The organism is Pseudomonas sp. GW821-FHT11G12, assembly GCF_058808055.1.
In genome coordinates this window covers 345,404-361,297 of sequence record NZ_JBXARH010000006.1, presented here as the reverse complement: position 1 = coordinate 361,297, position 15,894 = coordinate 345,404, and the positions used below count along the sequence as shown (strand labels likewise).

At 59.5% G+C, this 15,894-nt stretch carries 17 protein-coding genes; 7 read left to right on the top strand and 10 right to left on the bottom strand.

Going from position 1 to position 15,894, the window contains the following annotated elements; all coding sequences use genetic code 11:
* The first annotated feature begins 157 nt into the window (after positions 1–157).
* Positions 158–1,180 (top strand): 23S rRNA (adenine(1618)-N(6))-methyltransferase RlmF, encoded by a 1,023-nt coding sequence (gene rlmF / locus AC1RR7_RS20135; RefSeq protein WP_096819200.1) that lies wholly within the window; start codon positions 158–160, stop codon positions 1,178–1,180.
* 123 nt (positions 1,181–1,303) lie between these two features.
* Here the strand turns inward: rlmF and AC1RR7_RS20130 are convergent, their stop codons facing one another.
* Entirely contained in the window at positions 1,304–1,585 is a 282-nt protein-coding gene (locus AC1RR7_RS20130) for an HU family DNA-binding protein (protein WP_003221909.1), read from the bottom strand.
* A 396-nt stretch (positions 1,586–1,981) separates the two neighbouring features.
* Between AC1RR7_RS20130 and yejK the strand changes: the two genes are divergently transcribed.
* Entirely contained in the window at positions 1,982–2,986 is a 1,005-nt protein-coding gene (yejK, locus tag AC1RR7_RS20125; RefSeq protein ID WP_007957356.1) for a nucleoid-associated protein YejK, read from the top strand.
* Complete coding sequence (locus AC1RR7_RS20120) at positions 2,986–3,336, top strand: glutaredoxin family protein (RefSeq protein WP_273541209.1); 351 nt, start codon at positions 2,986–2,988, stop codon at positions 3,334–3,336. The genes yejK and AC1RR7_RS20120 overlap by 1 nt, the downstream gene beginning before the upstream one ends.
* A 31-nt stretch (positions 3,337–3,367) precedes the next feature.
* Here AC1RR7_RS20120 and AC1RR7_RS20115 read toward each other — a convergent pair whose 3' ends face one another.
* The 5 genes from AC1RR7_RS20115 to AC1RR7_RS20095 form a co-directional block, all read right to left on the bottom strand.
* The gene (locus AC1RR7_RS20115) at positions 3,368–4,303 is read right to left on the bottom strand and encodes a glutathione S-transferase family protein (protein WP_102619513.1); all 936 of its coding nucleotides are present in this window, start codon (positions 4,301–4,303) and stop codon (positions 3,368–3,370) included.
* 749 nt (positions 4,304–5,052) lie between these two features.
* Complete coding sequence (locus AC1RR7_RS20110; protein ID WP_273541213.1) at positions 5,053–5,355, bottom strand: GIY-YIG nuclease family protein; 303 nt, start codon at positions 5,353–5,355, stop codon at positions 5,053–5,055.
* Between the two features lie 39 nt (positions 5,356–5,394).
* Positions 5,395–5,868, bottom strand: a complete 474-nt coding sequence (locus tag AC1RR7_RS20105) for a nuclear transport factor 2 family protein (protein WP_085608154.1) — start codon at positions 5,866–5,868, stop codon at positions 5,395–5,397.
* Between the two features lie 100 nt (positions 5,869–5,968).
* A complete protein-coding gene (locus tag AC1RR7_RS20100; protein WP_493158266.1) occupies positions 5,969–7,273 on the bottom strand; it encodes a CynX/NimT family MFS transporter in 1,305 nt (434 codons plus the stop codon).
* The gene (locus tag AC1RR7_RS20095; protein WP_096819192.1) at positions 7,263–7,922 is read right to left on the bottom strand and encodes a FadR/GntR family transcriptional regulator; all 660 of its coding nucleotides are present in this window, start codon (positions 7,920–7,922) and stop codon (positions 7,263–7,265) included. Before AC1RR7_RS20095 ends, AC1RR7_RS20100 begins: the two co-directional genes overlap by 11 nt.
* 166 nt (positions 7,923–8,088) lie before the next feature.
* On the opposite strand from AC1RR7_RS20095, the gene AC1RR7_RS20090 reads away from it, so the two are divergent.
* Together AC1RR7_RS20090 and AC1RR7_RS20085 are read left to right on the top strand one after the other, a co-directional pair.
* On the top strand, positions 8,089–8,397 hold the full coding sequence (locus AC1RR7_RS20090; RefSeq protein ID WP_085711681.1) for a type II toxin-antitoxin system MqsR family toxin: 309 nt from the start codon (positions 8,089–8,091) through the stop codon (positions 8,395–8,397).
* The gene (locus tag AC1RR7_RS20085; RefSeq protein WP_085711682.1) at positions 8,394–8,882 is read left to right on the top strand and encodes a type II toxin-antitoxin system MqsA family antitoxin; all 489 of its coding nucleotides are present in this window, start codon (positions 8,394–8,396) and stop codon (positions 8,880–8,882) included. Before AC1RR7_RS20090 ends, AC1RR7_RS20085 begins: the two co-directional genes overlap by 4 nt.
* A gap of 52 nt (positions 8,883–8,934) precedes the next feature.
* Here AC1RR7_RS20085 and AC1RR7_RS20080 read toward each other — a convergent pair whose 3' ends face one another.
* The 4 genes from AC1RR7_RS20080 to AC1RR7_RS20065 form a co-directional block, all read right to left on the bottom strand.
* Entirely contained in the window at positions 8,935–9,699 is a 765-nt protein-coding gene (locus tag AC1RR7_RS20080) for an amino acid ABC transporter ATP-binding protein (RefSeq protein WP_008080191.1), read from the bottom strand.
* A gap of 11 nt (positions 9,700–9,710) precedes the next feature.
* Positions 9,711–10,808 carry an amino acid ABC transporter permease gene (locus AC1RR7_RS20075; RefSeq protein ID WP_096819186.1) on the bottom strand — a complete coding sequence of 366 codons (1,098 nt, stop codon included), beginning with the start codon at positions 10,806–10,808 and terminating at the stop codon, positions 9,711–9,713.
* A 10-nt stretch (positions 10,809–10,818) separates the two neighbouring features.
* On the bottom strand, positions 10,819–12,000 hold the full coding sequence (locus AC1RR7_RS20070) for an amino acid ABC transporter permease (protein WP_102619510.1): 1,182 nt from the start codon (positions 11,998–12,000) through the stop codon (positions 10,819–10,821).
* 65 nt (positions 12,001–12,065) lie between these two features.
* The gene (locus tag AC1RR7_RS20065; protein ID WP_096819182.1) at positions 12,066–13,097 is read right to left on the bottom strand and encodes an amino acid ABC transporter substrate-binding protein; all 1,032 of its coding nucleotides are present in this window, start codon (positions 13,095–13,097) and stop codon (positions 12,066–12,068) included.
* Positions 13,098–13,564: 467 nt separating this feature from the next.
* Between AC1RR7_RS20065 and AC1RR7_RS20060 the strand changes: the two genes are divergently transcribed.
* Together AC1RR7_RS20060 and rhlB are read left to right on the top strand one after the other, a co-directional pair.
* Positions 13,565–14,221, top strand: coding sequence for an alpha/beta hydrolase (locus AC1RR7_RS20060; protein WP_192559848.1), 657 nt, complete (start codon positions 13,565–13,567; stop codon positions 14,219–14,221).
* A 110-nt stretch (positions 14,222–14,331) separates the two neighbouring features.
* Positions 14,332–15,810, top strand: coding sequence for an ATP-dependent RNA helicase RhlB (rhlB, locus tag AC1RR7_RS20055; protein ID WP_096819178.1), 1,479 nt, complete (start codon positions 14,332–14,334; stop codon positions 15,808–15,810).
* Positions 15,811–15,894 lie beyond the last annotated feature (84 nt).

The following is a 15,894-nucleotide window of genomic DNA, read 5'->3' as shown; positions in this document are numbered from 1 at the left end:
TTTGAAATACAAAACGCCCGATGCGATGCATCGGGCGCTGGAGTGAAACAGGTGTAAACCTATTTCAGGACTAGACACGGCACTTTTCCGGCCTACAACCCGGTTCCCTGTGGGACAATAGCCGCCACTTTCAGCCATACCCGAATCGACCACGCCCATGAACGCCCCCCGCACACCTCGCCCCGCGCGCAAGAAGCCTGACTCCGCTACCCCGGCCAAGCCCGTGGAGCCGCGCAAAGAGGCCAGCCTGCACCCGCGCAATCGCCATCAGGGTCGTTACGACTTCCCGGCGTTGATCAAAACTACGCCGGAGCTGGCGAAGTTCGTGATCACCAACCCGTACGGCAAGGAAAGCATCGACTTCGCCAGCCCCGACGCGGTGCGCGTGTTCAACCGGGCGTTGCTCAAGTCGTTCTACGGCATCCAGCATTGGGACATCCCGGCCGATTACCTCTGCCCGCCAGTACCGGGTCGTGCCGATTACGTGCACTTCCTGGCTGACCTGCTGGCCAGCAACAACGACGGCGTGGTTCCACGCGGCGCCATCGTCAACGTGCTGGACATCGGCATGGGTGCCAACTGCGTGTATCCGCTGATCGGTAACAGCGAATACCGCTGGCACTTCCTGGGCTCGGAAATCGACCCGACGGCCGTGGCTGCCGCAACAGCCATCGTCCAGTCCAACGACTTGAACAAGGTCATCAAGCTGCGCCAGCAAGAGAACCGCAAGCACATCCTGATCGGCCTGCTGGAGCCCGGCGAGCGTTTTGACCTGACCATGTGCAACCCGCCGTTCCACGCGTCGATGGAAGAGGCCACCAAGGGCAGCGAGCGTAAGTGGCGCGCCCTCGGCAAGGCCGATCCGAAACGCAAATTGCCGGTGCTGAACTTTGGCGGTCAATCAGCCGAGTTGTGGTGTGAAGGCGGCGAAGCGCGCTTCGTGACGCAACTGATCGCCGAAAGTGCGAACTTTGCGCACAAGGTATTGTGGTTCAGCACCCTGGTCTCGAAAGCCTCGAACCTGCCTGCCATCGAAACCGCGCTGAAAAAGGTCGGCGCGCTGGAAAGCCAGGTAGTGGAAATGTCCCAGGGCCAGAAGCAGAGCCGCTTCGTCGCCTGGACCTTCCAGACCAAGTCCGAGCAGCAGATCTGGCGTCGCGAACGCTGGGTTCGCAAGTAATACGTTTCAACTGGGGCGGCGCTTGATCGCAAAGCAGCCGCCACTTCTGCTGAATCACAATCGGCAGGCACAAAAAAACCGTGCCCGGATCACTCCGGCGCACGGTTTTTTTATCGCTGCGTCTTACTTGTTCACAGCGTCGGTCAGGCCTTTGGCCACAACCAGCTTGATCACTTTCTTGGCAGGGATTTCGATGGCAGCGCCAGTCGATGGGTTACGGCCAGTGCGGGCAGGACGCTCGGTCACTTTCAGCTTGCCGATACCTGGCAAGGTGATTTCGCCGCCGTTTTCCAGCTGATCAGCAACGATTTGGCCCAGTTGGTCCAGAGCGTTACGCGCGGTGGTTTTCGGCGCGTCGATAGCTTCAGCGATGTCGGCGATCAGTTGGTCTTTAGTAAGAGCCATGTAGTGTTCCTTCCCTATCAAATTCATATGGATTGCAGAGTGCAGTGTCAGCCATCGAGCCCGATCTTCTGGATCTGGCACCCTCGGCGATAACCACGACGAGTCGGGGTTATAGATGCCGAAATCAGGGTTTGGTTCGACCTGACAAATGCTGAATGCACGCTTAACGCAGTGACTACGCGTAAGACCGGGCAAAACTAGCACAGAGACAAGGAAATATCCGCCTCTAGCTAGCCAAATGGTCAGGTTTATTGCGCTAAATCGGTAAATAAATGCATAAGCGCCACCCCATGACCCCGAATTGCCCTTCAGCCCGCGCCAAAACCAGTGGTTGCGGTACACTGGGCGCTTTTTCGGGGGAGCCCGCCCTCCTCCCTTCCACTTGCCGAGAAGCCCATGCCGATCCGTCATTGCATCGTCCACCTGATCGACAAAAAACCCGATGGCACGCCCGCCGTTCTGCACGCCCGTGACTCTGAACTGGCCGAATCCGCCGCCATCGAGAACATGCTCGCCGACCTCAACGAGAGCTATAACGCCAAACAGGGCAAAGCCTGGGGGTTGTTTCATCCGGAGTCCGGTGCGTTTCCGTTCAGCGGCTGGCTGAAGGAATACATGGAAGGCGGCAAGGACTTCACCGCGTTCAGCAAAGTCGCGGTCGAGCATCTGCAAAAGCTGATGGAAGAGTCGAACCTCTCCGTCGGCGGCCACGTACTATTCGCCCACTACCAGCAAGGTATGACCGATTACCTGGCCATCGCCCTGCTGCACCACAGTGAAGGCGTGGCCGTGACCGATCAACTGGACGTGACCCCGTCGCGCCACCTCGACCTTGGTCAACTGCACCTGGCGGCGCGGATCAACGTCTCCGAGTGGCAGAACAACAAGCAGTCCAAGCAGTACATTTCGTTCATCAAGGGCAAGAACGGCAAGAAGGTCTCGGAATACTTCCGCGACTTCATCGGCTGCCAGGAAGGCGTCGACGGCCCGGGCGAGACCCGTACGCTGCTCAAGGCTTTCAGCGACTTCGTCGAGAGCGAAGACCTGCCGGAAGATTCCGCCCGCGAGAAGACCAAGACCCTGGTCGACTACGCCAGCAGCCAGGCCAAGCTCGGCGAACCGATGGGCCTGGAGGAACTCTCGGAGCTGATCGACGAAGAACGCCCGAAGGCCTTCTACGACCACATCCGCAACAAGGATTACGGCCTGTCGCCGGAGATCCCGGCGGATAAGCGCACGCTCAACCAGTTCCGGCGCTTCACCGGCCGCGCCGAAGGCCTGTCGATCAGCTTCGAGGCGCACCTGCTGGGCTCGAAGATCGAATACGACGAAGAAGCCGGCACGCTGGTCATCAAAGGCCTGCCAACCTCGCTCACCGATCAGCTGAAGCGCCGCAACTGATGCTGGGCAATGTGCTGAAAAAGGTCGCACTGGTTCTGCTGGTGGTCGTGGTCTATCAGAACTGGGGCAAGATCGAGCGGGTGTTCAACCCGTCGCAGATGGCGTCCGAGCAGGTCCGCGCCAACGCCAAAGTCGTGCTGTACACCACGGACTGGTGCGGTTACTGCAAGCAGACCAAGCGCTTTCTCGATCAGAAAGGGATTGCGTTCCAGGAATTCGATATCGAGAAGGACGCCGAGGCGCGCAAGGCGTACGAAGCGCTGGGCGGGCGCGGGATTCCGCTGATCGACGTCAATGGCACGTTGATTCGCGGGTTTGATCCGGACGAAATTCTTGCTGCACTGAAATGAACGAGGGAGCCATTGAGCTCCCTCATTTGTTTCAGCGTTTCTCGATACGGAAACCGAAACGCGGGAAGTGCACATGCACCACACCACCGCGTTCATCTTCACGGCGCAGGATCAGCTCTTCACGACCGGCAAATACCAGTTCCCCGGCGACCGGATCAACGCCGTAATCAGTAGCCGCGATCACGACCTGCTGACCCGCTGCAAATCCGTTCGGATCGACAAACTGCTCATCAGGCAAAGTCGCCGGCATCGAATGGCGAGCAACCTCCAGCGCTTCTTCGGAACTCATGGCGCTGGCTGCACCGTGACCGAAGCCCAGCACCCGCCCGAGCCACGCTGACACTGCAGGGTAGTCATCCACCAGCGGTGCGGTGACGTGCGTAGCCTTGAGGAACCACAGCGGATGCGCCATGGCGAAGTCGGCAATCGATGGCTCACCGAACAGGAAGTCTCCGTCCTCGCGCTGCAACTGCTGCTCCAGGCGCGCCATGATGGTCGGCCATTGATGTTTGGCCTGCTCGGCCGACAGTCTGGTCGCGCTGCCACCGCTGAACAGCCCGGCACGATCGGCCAGAAACGCCTTGATCGCTTCCGGCGGCAACTTGCCGAAACGCACCGCCACCGACTCTGGCTGAAACACCAGGCTCACCGCATGCTGGAACACCACCGAATCGGCCCAGGCGGCGAAACTGGCGGCAATCATCTCCTGACCTTCCGGGAAGAACGAAGGCTGGGCCTTCTCCTGCTCAAGGCGACGGGCGATCAGCGCCGTGTCGCAATAGATGTCGGCGCCGATCTGCAGCACCGGGGTCTTGCGGTAGCCCCCGGTCAGGGCGGTCAGGTCAGGTTTCGGCATCACCGGCGAGATGTGCACCGAACGCCAGGACAAACCCTTGAAACCCAACAGCAGCCGGGCCTTTTCGGCGAATGGAGAGGTCGGGTAATGATGCAGAATCAACTCGGACATGCTCGGCTCCGCCGCACAGAAAGTGAATCAGCAGCTTAGCGCGCAATTCGTTGGCGGCCTACGGATCCGGCTGATGGGAACTGATCAGTCAGGTTGATAAGACGACCGAAAACTCCAGGATGAAAAAACCGCCTCAGCCGAAACCGAGACGGTTGTTCTCACATCGACAATCCTTACATCAGGTCATCGAAGTGATCTCGCAGGAACTCGTAAAAGCGAAACGCTTTGAACGACCTCCATACGAGGCTCAGAGTACGTAGCAAAAGCTTCATACGTTTTGGCCTCCGGTTGGGGGCCAAACCTCCAGCGTGCTTACCGGACCACGTACGCCTTCGGAAGACACGCTAGTGTGTCCAGTGAGGCGGCCGGTTGTGACACCCTCTGAAAAATCATTCCGGCACGGGAGCAACTCCGTGTCAGAGGGCATTAAACCGTTACGCCAATCGGCCAGACCTCATTAGTTGCACTGTCATGCGAGCGGACAGATCGTAATCGGGTTTCTGACACACTGCTTAAACAAATGAATCAAAAAACGCATTTTTCTGAACGAGTGCTTTTAGACTTGCTCGATGGCATAAAGACGAATAATCTTCGTCCACGCTAGTGTGTCCAGTGAGACGCAGTAAACCCGGCCGCAAACCGAGGCTTACAGAAAAAACCGCCCCGCAAAGGCGGTTTTTTTTCGCCTGTCGTTTGTCTGAGGACACCGCTTCAACGTGCAGTGATTTCTACCGCTCGCAAACACCTGATCAATCAGGCCGATAAGACGCCACCAGGCATTCCTTCGCGCTCTTGCGCAGCTTCTTGATCAACCGCTCCTGACGCAACGCATCACTCTTGTCGCGGCACAGCTCGGTATAGACCAGCGCCATCGCCGGGCTGGACAGAAAGAATCGCGCGCCCTTGCCGCTCTGGTGCTTGGCGAAGCGGCGCACGGGATCATCGCTGATCCCGCAGTACAGCGAACCATTGGCGGCGCGCACGAGGTAGACGAACCAGGATTTGCTCACTGGAACGTCGGCTTCGAGAGGATTTTCGCTGAGGCTGGTCACGGGAAAATAAAGGCGCGTGAGGAACAGGCTGCGATCTTATCAGCGACTCGCCTGAAATGCCTTCAGCCCTTTCAGCGCCTGGGCGCGGACTGCGTTGCGCACCAGTGGCGTCCAGCCCAGTAGCAGGCCTTTGAAACCCAAAGCCTGACGGGACCAGCGCCACAGATCAAAGTGGTCGTGATGTTCGCAGATCTTGCCGTCGCGAAAGACGAAGCGTGCCTGGATGTCGTTGATCACGATGTTGCCGGTCTGACTGAACAGGTAAGTCGCCACCCAGTGGGCGCCGCCGCTGCGCTCGTCGGCGCGGACGTTATCGAAAGTCAGGGAGAAGTCCTTGGCCCGAGTGGTGAGCATGCGCCACATGTCGCCGGCATCGCGGCCGCGCAGTTCGCCGAAGGCCGGATCGCTGAACACCACGTCGTCGGTGTAGCAGGCGGCCATGGCCTCGGCGTCGAGGCGTTGGAAAGCCTGATAGAAACGGGTGATCAACGCGCTGTGGGCTTCTTCACTCATGGGCAATCTCCAGGAAAGGTACAGATTGCCAGCACGATAATCCGCAAACGCCCGAAACACTATCGGCATTCGCATTCCGAATACCGACAGTGTGTGCGCGTCAGACCTTTTCGCTTTCGACCTGCACGTAAAGCGCGCGCCCGGCACCGAGGCCGGCAAGGATCGCACCCGCACCGACGATGCCGAAGATCCAGCCCACGGCGTTCCAGCCGCCGGTCCAGTCATGCACCACGCCGACCGCGAACGGCCCCATGGACGCGAGGGTGTAGCCAAAACCCTGGGACATGCTCGACAGGTTCGCTGCGACATGGGAATCGCGCGAGCGCAGCACGATCAGGGTCAACGCCAGACTGAACGTACCGCCCTGCCCCAGGCCCAGCAGGATCGCCCAGCCCCACAGCCCTTCGATCGGCGCGTAGAGACATCCGAACAGACCGCAGAGGGTCAGTGCCATCACCACCACGATCGCCAGCCGTTGATCCTTGCCACGCGTAGCCAGCCACGGCGCTGCCAGGGAACTGGCAAGCTGGATGATCACCGAACCGGACAGCACCAGACCGGCCTGGGTCGGCGTCAGCCCGCGTCCAATCAGAATCGACGGCAACCAGCCAAACACAATGTAAGCCAGCGACGATTGCAGGCCCATGTACAAGGTCACCTGCCAGGCGAGCGGATCACGCAGCAAGCCGCGCACCCGGTAGGCAACATTGTGTGCACCATGCTTCTGACCGATTTGCGGCAGCCAGAACACCGCAGCAACCAGCGCCGGAATCACCCAGAAGCCGAGGCCCATGGCCCAGCTGTGATCGAAGTGTTCGCTCAACGGTACGCTCGAACCCGCCGCCATCGCCGCGCCCAGGCACAGGGCCATAGTGTAGACACCGGTCATGGTGCCGGCGTGCTTGGCGAAGTCGCGTTTGACGATACCGGGCAGCAAGACGCCGATGATGCCGATACTCGCGCCACCCAGCACGCTGCCGGCGAACAGACCGATTTCACCGAAGTTGCTGCGCAGGATGATGCCGCCGGCCAGTGTCAGAAGAATCCCCAGCACCACCCGCTCGGCACCGAAACGTCGCGCCAGCACCGGAGCCAAAGGGGCGAACAGACCGAGGCACAACACCGGCAACGTCGTCAGCAACCCCGCCTGAGCGGCGGACAAGCCAAGGCTTTTCGACACGTCACTGAGCAGCGGCGCCATGCTCGACAGCGCCGGGCGCAGGTTCAGCGCCACCAGAATCAGGCCCAACAGCAACAGCCATGGGCGACGTACCAGCGGATGACTTTGCTGCACCTGCTCGTCGTCGGCCTCGGCATCGATCAGCAACTCCTCCAGTTCGGCGGTGCGCTTCGGGGCGTTGACGGCTTCAGGGCGGGACATGGTTTTCTCGGTTTCAGGGTTCATTGATCAATTGCCTCGACAGGGCTTTGGCCCGTTCCGGATCCCGCTGTTCGACGGCTTCGAACAGGGCGATGTGCAAATCGAAGACTTCCTGTCGACGAGGGACGATGTTCAGGGTCTGGCGCAATTGCGCGCCGACAATGCTGGAAAAATAGCGATACAGCTCGCTGAGCGTCGGGTTGTGCGCGGCGTCCACCAGGCGGCGGTGAAACACCAGGTCACAGGCGATGTAGCTGTCGAGATCGCCGTGATAGTGGCTGCCGGCAACGCCAAGCGCCTCGCGCAGGCCCGCCAGATCCTCATCGGTGCGGCGCAACGCCGCCAGACCGATGGCTTCGACTTCAAGGATGTGCCGGGTTTCCCGAGCCTGATCCAGTGAGCACTTGGACAGCGCCTTGAGCGTGTCCATCGGATCGACCACCGCCCGCAGATAACTGCCATCGCCCTGACGGATCTCGATCAATCCGGAAAACGCCAGCACCCGCATCGCCTCGCGCACGGTGTTACGGCTGATACCGAGTTCGGCACACAGCTCGGGCTCTGTCGGCAAGCGCTGACCGACCTGCCAGGTGCCGTCGGTGATGCGCTGTCGCAATAGATCCAGGGCCTGATCGACCAGGGATCGCTTAATGAGTGGAGAAATGTCTGACATAGGATTCGCCCTTTCATCCAATCATGGGATGAATTTTCTGACATGTTAGTCAGCTCCGTGTAGGACGGCAACCACCTAGGTTGATTAGGAGGCAAATGAAGCGGGATTTTCGATTGGTCAAAATTACCCTTTAAGGGTAATTTCAAGGATAGGGTTTTGGTTTCTTATGGAAAAGAACACACCCCATTACGACTTGGTGGTGATCAAGGCTGAGGTCAGGCGACTTGGCAAAAAAGCCTTCACCAGGTCTTCGGCAAAATCCGGTGAGAAGCTCGGCTTTAGCTTCAGAGAGATGCAAGAGATCGTTTTCGAGTTACAGAACAGGATGTTGTACAAATCCATGACCACTTATGACGATCATCGAGTCTGGCAGGACGTGTATCACATCACTTCACAAGATCAGGAGATTTACATCAAGGTGACCTACCGCCCAGGCGGCCCACCGGTAATTTCCTTCAAGGAGAAAAACCCATGAAAACCCAGCAATGTGTCAGCTGCGGTGCACGTGAGGGAATGAGGCATTTCGAGGGTCGCGCCGAAACCTTGAGTGTCAAAGGCATGGAGCGCCGTGTAGATAATCTTTCTGGCTGGGAGTGCCAGAAGTGCGGTGAGGTTGAGTGGGACTTCGACACTGACAGCGCAGAACGTTTTGGGGAAGCAGGGGATGAACTGGTATTCGCTGCCAGGCAAATGATCGGTGACGAGATGAGGCGTATCCGTCGAAAATTGCACCTTACGCAAAAAGAGACGGTGCAATTATTGTCGGGTGGTGGACATAACGCTTTCTCTCGCTACGAGCGCGGCGAAATATTGCCGCCCAAAGCACTGATACTGCTGATGCGACTGTTGGATCGTTACCCGTACTTGCTGACCGATGCAAAGTCTCTCGGTGAAGGGGCAGACTTGAGAGGCTTCACGCACACCGTCCACAAAGAACACGAAACCCTCACCGTGTCCTGATCCCCAAAAAACAAACCCGGCACAAGGCCGGGTTGGTTTTATGCATCAGATATCAATGCAGAATCTGACTCAAGAACAACTTCGTCCGCTCATTCTGCGGATTGTCGAAGAAGTCGTTTGGTGCCGCCTGCTCGACGATTTCGCCTTTGTCCATGAAGATCACGCGGTTGGCCACGGTGCGGGCGAAGCCCATTTCGTGGGTCACGCAGAGCATCGTCATGCCGTCTTCGGCCAGGCCGATCATGGTGTCCAGAACTTCTTTCACCATCTCCGGGTCGAGCGCCGAGGTCGGTTCGTCGAACAGCATGATTTTCGGTTTCATGCACAGCGCGCGAGCAATCGCCACACGCTGTTGCTGACCGCCGGACAGTTGCCCGGGGAACTTGTGCGCCTGCTCCGGAATGCGTACGCGTTCCAGATAATGCATGGCGATTTCCTCGGCCTTGCGCTTGGGCATCTTGCGCACCCACATCGGCGCCAGGGTGCAGTTCTGCAGAATGGTCAGGTGCGGGAACAGGTTGAAGTGCTGGAACACCATGCCGACTTCACGACGGATCGCTTCGATCTGCTTGAGGTCGTTGGTCAGCTCCACGCCATCGACCACGATGCGGCCCTGCTGGTGTTCTTCCAGACGGTTCAGACAGCGGATGGTGGTGGACTTGCCGGAACCCGACGGGCCGCACAGCACGATACGCTCGCCCTGCTTGACGTTGAGGTTGATGTCTTTCAGCACGTGGAACTGGCCGTACCACTTGTTCACGCCCTGCATCTGAATGATGCCTTCAGGGCCCACTGGCTTTTTGATTGCTTCGCTCATCGAAAAAACTCCTAACGCTTGTGGCCAGTGTCGAGCTTGCGTTCCAGATGCATGGAATAGCGCGACATACCAAAACAGAAAATCCAGAACACCAGGGCGGCGAACACGTAGCCTTCGGTGGCCATGCCCAGCCATTTCGGATCGGCAGCGGCTTGTTTGACGCTGTTGAGCAGGTCAAAGAGGCCGATGATGATCACCAGGCTGGTGTCCTTGAACAGCGCGATGAAGGTGTTGACGATGCCGGGAATCACCAGCTTCAGGGCTTGCGGCAGAATCACCAGGCCCATGGCGCGCCAGTAACCGAGGCCCATCGCGGCAGCGGCTTCGTACTGACCTTTGGGGATCGCTTGCAGACCGCCGCGCACCACTTCGGCGACGTAGGCCGACTGGAACAGGATCACGCCGATCAGCGCCCGCAGCAGCTTGTCGAAGTTCATGCCTTCAGGCAGGAACAGCGGCAGCATCACCGAAGACATGAACAGCACAGTGATCAGCGGCACGCCGCGCCAGAACTCGATGAACGTCACGCAGACCACACGAATGGCCGGCATGTTCGAACGCCGTCCCAGCGCCAGCATGATCCCCAGCGGCAACGCGCCGGCGATGCCGACGGTGGCAATCACCAGGGTCAGCATCAGGCCGCCCCACTGGCTGGTGGCAACGGCGCTCAGGCCGAACACGCCGCCATGCAGCAGGCACCAGGCAACAATCGGATACACCACCAGGAAGCTCAGCCCGTATACCGCTTTACGCGGCACGCGCTTGATGAACAGCGGAGCCACACCGATGACCGCCAGCCACACGGTCAGGTCCACGCGCCAGCGCAGATCCGCCGGATAGTAGCCGTACATGAACTGACCGAAACGTTGCTCGATGAATACCCAGCAAGCGCCCGCCTTGGTGCAGTCGGCGCGGGTAGTGCCGACCCAGTTGGCATCGAAGATCGCCCAGCTGAGCAGTGGCGGAATCACCAGGTAGATCAGGTAGAACGCAAACAGGGTCAGCAGGGTGTTGAGCCAGCTGGAGAACATGTTCGCGCGTATCCACGCCATCGGGCCGAAGACCTTGGCCGGCGGTGGCATGTCGGGTTTGAAAGTATGAGTACTCATGCGCTATTCCTTACCGCTCGATCAGCGCAATGCGCTTGTTGTACCAGTTCATCAGCAGGGAAATGCTGATACTGATCGCCAGGTACACGCTCATGGTGATGGCAATGACTTCGATCGCCTGACCGGTCTGGTTCAGCACGGTGCCGGCGAACAGCGAAACCATTTCCGGGTAACCGATACCGGCCGCCAGCGAGGAGTTCTTCGCCAGGTTCAGGTATTGGCTGGTCAGCGGCGGAATGATCACGCGCAGCGCTTGCGGAATGATCACCTTGCGCAGGGTCGGGCCGTTGCGCAGGCCGAGGGAACGGGCCGCTTCGGTCTGGCCATGGCTGACCGACTTGATCCCCGAACGCACGATCTCGGCGATGAACGCCGCGGTGTACACGGTCAGGGCCAGGGTCAGGGCCAGCAGTTCCGGGATCAGCACCCAGCCGCCGACGAAGTTGAAGCCTTGCAGCTTCGGCATTTCCCAATGCAGCGGCGCGCCGAAGATCAGCGCACACAGCGTCGGAATGACCAGCAGGATTCCCAGGCCGACCCAGAACTTGTGGAACGGCTCGCCGGTTTCCTCGAAGCGCTTGTTGGCCCAGCGGCTCATCAGCACGATGCCGACGATGGCCACCACGACACTGACCACGAACGCCCAGAAGCCGTCGGCCATCTGCGCGGCCGGCATGTTCAGGCCACGGCTACTGACGAAGAAAGTGTCGCCGAAGTTATGGCTGTTGCGCGGCCCCGGCATGGTCAGGAACACCGCGAAATACCAGAACAGGATTTGCAGCAGCGGCGGAATGTTGCGGAAGACTTCCACATACACGGTCGCCAGCTTGCTGATGATCCAGTTCGGCGACAGCCGCGCCACACCGATGATGAAGCCCAGCAGGGTCGCCAGGATCACGCCGATGAAGGTCACCAGCAAGGTGTTGAGCAGGCCGATCACGAACACGCGGGCATAGCTGTCCGCTTCGGTGTAGGAGATCAGGTGTTGAGCGATGCCGAACCCGGCACTGCGCTCCAGAAAGCTGAACCCGGACGTGATGCCCCGGTGCTGAAGGTTGGTCTGGGTGTTGTCAAACAGATACCAGCCCATGGCGACCACCGCCACAACGGTGATGATCTGGAATAGCCACGCACGCACACGTGGATCGCTGAGGCTGAACCTCTGCTTTGGTGCGCCGATTGAATTTTGCATGAAGTGCCCCGCAAGAAATGGAACAGAACATCACCCGGCGGTTGGCCCGCCGGGTGATAGAACCATTAGCGCACTGGTGGTGCGTACTGAATGCCGCCGTTGTTCCACAGCGCGTTCAGGCCACGGTCGATTTCCAGCGGAGTGCTCTTGCCGAGGTTTTTCTCGAAGATTTCGCCGTAGTTACCCACCTGGGAAACGATTTTCACGACCCAGTCCTTCGGCAGTTTCAGATCCTTGCCGTACTCGCCGTCGCCACCCAGCAGACGGGCAACGTCCGGGTTCTTGGTGGACTTGGCTTCTTCGAGTACGTTTTTCGAAGTGATGCCGGCTTCTTCAGCGTTGAGCAGCGCGTAGCCAACCCAACGAACGATCGCCAGCCACTCGTCGTCGCCGTTACGCACGACCGGGCCCAGAGGTTCCTTGGAAATGGTTTCCGGCAGAACCACGTAGTCCTTCGGCGAGGCCAGCTTGCTGCGCTGGGCGAACAGTTGGGACTTGTCGGAGGTCAGCACGTCGCAACGACCGGATTCCAGCGACTTGGCGCTTTCATCGGAGGTGTCGAAAGTGATCGGGGTGTACTTCAGGCCGTTGGCGCGGAAGTAATCGGAGACGTTCAGCTCGGTGGTGGTACCGGCTTGAATGCAGATGGTCGCGCCGTCGAGTTCCTTGGCACTTTTCACGCCCAGCTTGTTGTTGGCCAGGAAGCCCACGCCGTCGTAGTAAGTGATGAAGCCAGGGAATTTCAGGCCCATGCCCGCGTCACGGGAGCTGGTCATGGTGGTGTTGCGCGACAGGATGTCGATCTCGCCGGACTGCAGAGCAGTGAAACGCTCCTTGGCGTTCAACTGACTGAACTTGACCTTGGTCGCATCGCCGAACACGGCAGCGGCCACGGCACGGCAGACGTCGGCGTCGATGCCGAGGATCTTGCCGGTCGAATCCGGTACGGAGAAGCCCGGCAGACCGTCGCTGACGCCACACTGCACGAAACCTTTCTTCTGTACCGCATCCAGGGTTGCACCCGCCTGAGCGAACCCGCTGACGCCGAGGACTGCTGCAGCAGTCACGACCGCCAGAGTGGATTTCAACATCTTCATTCAAACCTCCAGTTTTGCTCTTGTTGTGTCGGAGCTTGAGTCCAGTCGCACCCTTTTGAGGCGTTGTTGACCCGTGTTGGCTTTTTATGGGGTCAACCGACGCAGGACCTTCGCTATGAGTCTAGTAGGAGAAAATCCACATCATGGACAACTCACTTCTCACCAGTCGGCCGAACGGGCTGTAGCCCTTTCACGTTCGCGAAGCCCATTGCGGCCATTGGCGAACATCCATCACCGGATTCTTTGCTATCCCGTCGCCGGGCGTTCACTGATAGTGTTACCGCCAGGCGCGAGATCGATTGCACGACTACCTCATAGCAAAGCCCGTACCACACCGCTCGCTGAAGCGATTGAGCGACAGGTCAATAGCAAAACTTGTAGCCTTGCGACATCTTCTTAACGGATCAGCCGGGCGCGCACCCCAATCACGCACTTAATGAGAGCGCCCGCACATTTTTGGAGCAGCCATGACCGAGCCCTTGATTCTTCAGCCTGTTAAGGCAGCCGACGCCTGCGTGATCTGGCTGCACGGCCTCGGCGCCGACCGCTATGACTTTCTGCCGGTGGCCGAGGCCTTGCAGGAAAGCCTGCTGAGCACGCGCTTCGTTTTGCCCCAGGCACCGACCCGCCCGGTGACAATAAATGGCGGTTATGCCATGCCGAGCTGGTACGACATCAAGGCGATGAGCCCAGCTCGTGCCATCGACCGCGATGAGCTGGAAGCGTCCGCCGATCACGTCATCGAATTGATCGAACAACAGCGCGCCAGCGGAATAGACGCTTCGCGGATTTTCCTTGCCGGATTTTCCCAGGGCGGCGCCGTGGTCTATCACACCGCGTTTCTGAAATGGCAGGGGCCGTTGGGCGGCGTGTTGGCGTTGTCGACCTACGCGCCGACGTTCAGCGACGAACTGGAGCTGTCCGCCAGCCAGCAACGGATTCCGGTGCTGGCGCTGCACGGCCAGTTCGACAACGTGGTGCAAAACTCGATGGGCCGCACGGCGTATGAGTATCTCAAGGCCCATGGTGTCACCGTGACATGGCAGGAATACCCAATGGAGCACGAAGTGTTACCCGAAGAAATTCGCGACATCGGCGTGTGGCTGAGCGAACGCCTGCGCTGATCGTCCGGGGCTCGATTTTCCAGTGGTCGGGCCCCTTTGATCATCCCACTACGCCGCGCCCGTTTCTTGCATTACACTGGCCGGCGTACATTCCTTAACCAATTGATGAGATGACCGTGCTCAAAGCACTCAAGAAGATGTTCGGAAAAAGCGAGGCTGAGCAGCTCGCGCCAGCTCCCAGTGCGCCGTCGCACGCCCCCGGTCATCGCAGCGATGCCAAACCGGCGGACCGCCAGGCTCCCGTAGCCACACCGAAACGCGAACCGGCACCCGCTGCTGTTTCCGCTCCCGCTCCAGAAAGCGCCCGCAGCGAAACACCCAAACCGGCCAAACCACGCCGCGAACCGAAGCCCAAGGCGCCGGTCATTCCCTGGAAACTCGAAGACTTCGTCGTCGAGCCACAGGAAGGCAAGACCCGTTTCCACGATTTCAAACTCGCCCCGGAACTGATGCACGCCATCCAGGACCTGGGTTTCCCGTATTGCACGCCGATCCAGGCGCAGGTGCTGGGTTTCACCCTCGCCGGCAAAGACGCCATCGGCCGCGCCCAGACAGGTACCGGCAAGACCGCCGCGTTCCTGATCTCGATCATCACCCAGCTGTTGCAGACCCCGCCGCCGAAAGAGCGCTACATGGGCGAGCCACGGGCACTGATCATCGCGCCGACCCGTGAACTGGTAGTGCAGATCGCCAAGGACGCCGCCGACCTGACCAAGTACACCGGCCTCAACGTCATGACGTTCGTCGGCGGCATGGACTTCGACAAGCAGCTCAAGCACCTCGAAGCCCGCCACTGTGACATCCTCGTCGCCACCCCGGGCCGTCTGCTCGACTTCAACCAGCGTGGCGACGTGCACCTGGACATGGTCGAAGTGATGGTGCTGGACGAAGCCGACCGCATGCTCGACATGGGCTTCATCCCGCAAGTGCGTCAGATCATTCGCCAGACCCCGCCGAAAAGCGAACGCCAGACCCTGCTGTTCTCCGCGACCTTCACCGAAGACGTGATGAACCTCGCCAAGCAGTGGACCACCGACCCTGCCATCGTCGAAATCGAAGTCACCAACGTGGCCAACGAGAACGTCGAACAGCACATCTACGCGGTGGCCGGGGCTGACAAATACAAACTGCTCTTCAACCTGGTCAACGACAACGGCTGGGAGCGGGTCATCGTGTTCGCCAACCGCAAGGATGAAGTGCGGCGCATCGAAGAACGATTGGTACGCGACGGCATCAACGCCGCGCAACTGTCCGGCGACGTGCCGCAGCACAAGCGGATCAAGACGCTGGAAGGCTTCCGCGAAGGCAAGATCCGCGTACTGGTCGCCACCGACGTGGCCGGTCGCGGCATTCACATCGACGGCATCAGCCACGTGATCAACTTCACCCTGCCGGAAGTCCCGGACGACTACGTGCACCGCATCGGCCGTACCGGTCGGGCCGGTGCCGATGGCGTGTCGATCAGCTTCGCCGGTGAAGACGACTCCTATCAGTTGCCGTCCATCGAAGAAAAACTCGGTCGCAAGATCAGCTGTGAAACGCCACCAACGCATCTGTTGCGGGCGGTTGAGCGCAAGCGCCCACAGTAAGCGACGCCATAAAGAGAAGCGCAGCCAGCAACGGACTGCGCTTTTTTTTCGCCCGGATATTGTTCAATAAAACTAAAAGTCCAT

Bases quoted from the DNA above. Each gene is read 5' to 3' on its own strand.
- rlmF (WP_096819200.1), top strand. From the start codon at position 158: ATGAACGCCCCCCGCACACCTCGCCCCGCGCGCAAGAAGCCTGACTCC.
- AC1RR7_RS20130 (WP_003221909.1), bottom strand. From the start codon at position 1,585: ATGGCTCTTACTAAAGACCAACTGATCGCCGACATCGCTGAAGCTATC.
- yejK (WP_007957356.1), top strand. From the start codon at position 1,982: ATGCCGATCCGTCATTGCATCGTCCACCTGATCGACAAAAAACCCGAT.
- AC1RR7_RS20120 (WP_273541209.1), top strand. From the start codon at position 2,986: ATGCTGGGCAATGTGCTGAAAAAGGTCGCACTGGTTCTGCTGGTGGTC.
- AC1RR7_RS20115 (WP_102619513.1), bottom strand. From the start codon at position 4,303: ATGTCCGAGTTGATTCTGCATCATTACCCGACCTCTCCATTCGCCGAA.
- AC1RR7_RS20105 (WP_085608154.1), bottom strand. From the start codon at position 5,868: ATGAGTGAAGAAGCCCACAGCGCGTTGATCACCCGTTTCTATCAGGCT.
- AC1RR7_RS20100 (WP_493158266.1), bottom strand. From the start codon at position 7,273: ATGAACCCTGAAACCGAGAAAACCATGTCCCGCCCTGAAGCCGTCAAC.
- AC1RR7_RS20095 (WP_096819192.1), bottom strand. From the start codon at position 7,922: ATGTCAGACATTTCTCCACTCATTAAGCGATCCCTGGTCGATCAGGCC.
- AC1RR7_RS20090 (WP_085711681.1), top strand. From the start codon at position 8,089: ATGGAAAAGAACACACCCCATTACGACTTGGTGGTGATCAAGGCTGAG.
- AC1RR7_RS20085 (WP_085711682.1), top strand. From the start codon at position 8,394: ATGAAAACCCAGCAATGTGTCAGCTGCGGTGCACGTGAGGGAATGAGG.
- AC1RR7_RS20080 (WP_008080191.1), bottom strand. From the start codon at position 9,699: ATGAGCGAAGCAATCAAAAAGCCAGTGGGCCCTGAAGGCATCATTCAG.
- AC1RR7_RS20075 (WP_096819186.1), bottom strand. From the start codon at position 10,808: ATGAGTACTCATACTTTCAAACCCGACATGCCACCGCCGGCCAAGGTC.
- AC1RR7_RS20070 (WP_102619510.1), bottom strand. From the start codon at position 12,000: ATGCAAAATTCAATCGGCGCACCAAAGCAGAGGTTCAGCCTCAGCGAT.
- AC1RR7_RS20065 (WP_096819182.1), bottom strand. From the start codon at position 13,097: ATGAAGATGTTGAAATCCACTCTGGCGGTCGTGACTGCTGCAGCAGTC.
- AC1RR7_RS20060 (WP_192559848.1), top strand. From the start codon at position 13,565: ATGACCGAGCCCTTGATTCTTCAGCCTGTTAAGGCAGCCGACGCCTGC.
- rhlB (WP_096819178.1), top strand. From the start codon at position 14,332: ATGACCGTGCTCAAAGCACTCAAGAAGATGTTCGGAAAAAGCGAGGCT.